Annotated in this window: 2 protein-coding genes; both read right to left on the bottom strand. The window is 71.5% G+C overall.

Annotation, left to right across the window (positions count from 1 at the left end; translation table 11 throughout):
* Positions 1–975, bottom strand: a 975-nt coding sequence (locus HC022_RS24045; RefSeq protein WP_167454081.1) for an N-acetylmuramoyl-L-alanine amidase, incomplete at its 3' end; no start/stop codon positions are given.
* Between the two features lie 102 nt (positions 976–1077).
* Positions 1078–2223: a pyridoxal phosphate-dependent aminotransferase gene (locus HC022_RS24040; protein WP_167454080.1), complete on the bottom strand. Its 1146-nt coding sequence runs from the start codon at positions 2221–2223 to the stop codon at positions 1078–1080.
* Positions 2224–2455 lie beyond the last annotated feature (232 nt).

Raw genomic sequence — 2455 nt, 5'->3', positions numbered from 1 at the left:
GATGCCCGCGACCACATGCTGGGCCAGCGACAGGCTGCGTGGGCCGTTGTCGAGCCGGGCGAGATCCATCAGCACGTCCGCCACCCGGTCGTCGGCGCCCGAGAGGTCGAGCCCGGCGAGGATATCGTCGCGGTCGTGACGTTCGGCCAGCGCCGCCGAGGCCGCGTCCGAGGCGCTCTCGTCGAGCATGTAGACCGTGGCGCCATGGGCGATGCCCTCCTCGATGGCGTCCGCGTGCAGCGACAGGAAGAGGTCGGCGCGGGCCTCGTGCGCCAGCGCGACGCGGCCCTCGAGCGAGACGAAGACATCGGCGTCGCGGGTCAGCGCCACGTCGTAGCCCGCCCGGCGCAGCTCGTCTCGCAGGTCGCGGGCGAAAGTCAGCATCAGCGAGGCCTCGTTGTGGCCGCCGCGTTCGGCGCCCGGGTCGATGCCGCCGTGGCCCGGGTCGAGCACGATGCGCAGCGGATCGCCCTCGGCGCGGCGCGGCGGCGCGGTGACGCTGGGCGCCGGCAGATCCCAGCGCGGATCGCGCGGCGCGCCCGAGACCGCGGCCATCTCTTCGGGCGTTGCCGGGTCAAGCCGCAGGGACAGCGTGGCGCGGCCCGAGCCCTCTTCGACGCTCATGCCCGCCTGCCCGATCACCATGGGGTCGGCGAGGTCCGCCACCATCCGCGACCAGCCCGAACGGAAGCCGCCCATGCGCAGCGCCGCCACCGCCTCGGAGCGGTCGAGCACCTCGGCATCGGCGCCGGTCCAGTCGACCTCGCGGAAATCGAGCACGAGCCGGGCGGGATCGGTGAGGGTGAAGGCGCGCCACGGCACGCCCTGGCTGATGGTCAGCGACAGCTGCGCGCCCCCGCCCCAGCGCGCGTCGGTGAGGCTTCCCGCCTCGAACCGCGCCCGCCCGCCAAGATCCTGCGCCACGGCGGCACTCGCCAGCCAGAGCGCCGCAATAAATACCAGAAACCTGCTCATTCGCCCGTACGGTCGTTGTTTTGCGGCGACCCTACCACAGGGTCGCCGGATTCGCACCGGGCGCCGCAGCGCCACCCCTGCCCCCGGTTCAGCCGCGCAAGATCAGCCGCGCAGGGCCATGAAGGTCCGGAGCCGCGCGAGCCCTTCCTCGATGTCGGCGCTGCTGCGCGCGTAGGAGAAACGCAGCGTGCCGTGACCCCGCAGCGGGTCGAAGTCGAGCCCCGGCGTCACCGCCACCCCTGCCTTCTCGAGGATCTCGGCGGCGAAGGCGCGGCTGTCGTCGGTGAGGTGGCTGACGTCGGCATAGACGTAGAACGCCCCGTCCGGCGGCGCGATGCGGTCGAAGCCCGCCTTGGGCAGCCCCTCGAGCATCAGTTCGCGGTTCTTGGCGTAGACCGCGAGGTTGCCCTGCAGCTCGTCGTCCGCGTCAAGCGCCGCCAGCGCCGCCACCTGCGCCGCGTGCGGCGGGCAGATGAAGAGGTTCTGGGCCAGACGCTCGACCTGCCGCACCTGCGCCTCTGGCACCACCAGCCAGCCGACGCGCCAGCCGGTCATCGAGAAATACTTGGAGAAGGAGTTGATCACGCAGACCTCGTCCGAGAGCTCGAGCGCTGTCACCGCGCGCTTGTCGTACTCGATGCCGTGGTAGATCTCGTCCGAGAGGAACGCCGCGCCCTGCGCCTGGCAGGTCTCGATCAGCGCGCCGAGCTGATCGCGGCCCAGCATGGTGCCGGTCGGGTTGGCGGGCGAGGCCATCATCAGGCCCTGGTAGTCGACGCCCTTCAGATCCTCGGGCACCAGCTGGTAGCCGTTGTCGGGCGAAGCGGGCACCTCGACCGGCACGAGGTCAAGCGCCTTGAGAATCTGGCGATAGGAGGGATAGCCCGGCATCCCCAGCGCCACCCGCTCGCCCGCGTCGAAGAGCGCCGAGAAGGCGAGGATGAAGCCGCCGGATGAGCCCGGTGTCACCACCACCCGCGCCGGATCGAGGTCGACGTCGTACCAGTCGCCGTAGAGCCGCGCGATGCGGTTGCGCAGGGCGGGCAGCCCCAGCGCCACGGTGTAGCCCAGCGGATCGGTCATCATCGCCTCGGACAGCACCCGGCGCGCGTGTTCCGGCGCAGGCGAGGACGGCTGGCCCACCTCCATGTGGATGATGTGGCGGCCGGCCTCTTCGGCGGCGCGCGCGGCTTCCATCACATCCATCACAATGAAGGGATCGACCGCCCCCCGGCTTGAGTTTCGCATCATGCTCTCCCATGGTGGCCCGGGCACCCGCTTACGGGCGATGCAGGGGAGGGTCAATGTCCGGCGCCAAGACCGCGGCCACCGTCACGAGGCCGCTGGCCATTCTGCTGTTTGCAGCCGTGTTCGCCCTGTCGGCGGCCGCGCCCGCGCGCGCCGTCTCGCTGCTGCGCGACGCAGATATCGAGTATGCGCTCGGCGCCCTCGCCCAGCCGGTTCTGCAGGCCGCCGGGCT

Source organism: Salipiger sp. HF18, from assembly GCF_011806505.1.
GTDB classification, from domain to species: Bacteria; Pseudomonadota; Alphaproteobacteria; order Rhodobacterales; family Rhodobacteraceae; genus Salipiger; species Salipiger thiooxidans.
Note: the sequence above shows the minus strand (reverse complement) of the source record. Positions and strands in the feature narration are given on the sequence as shown.

Excerpts from the sequence above, each read along its gene's own strand:
- HC022_RS24040 (WP_167454080.1), bottom strand. The coding sequence starts at position 2,223 with ATGCGAAACTCAAGCCGGGGGGCGGTCGATCCCTTCATTGTGATGGAT.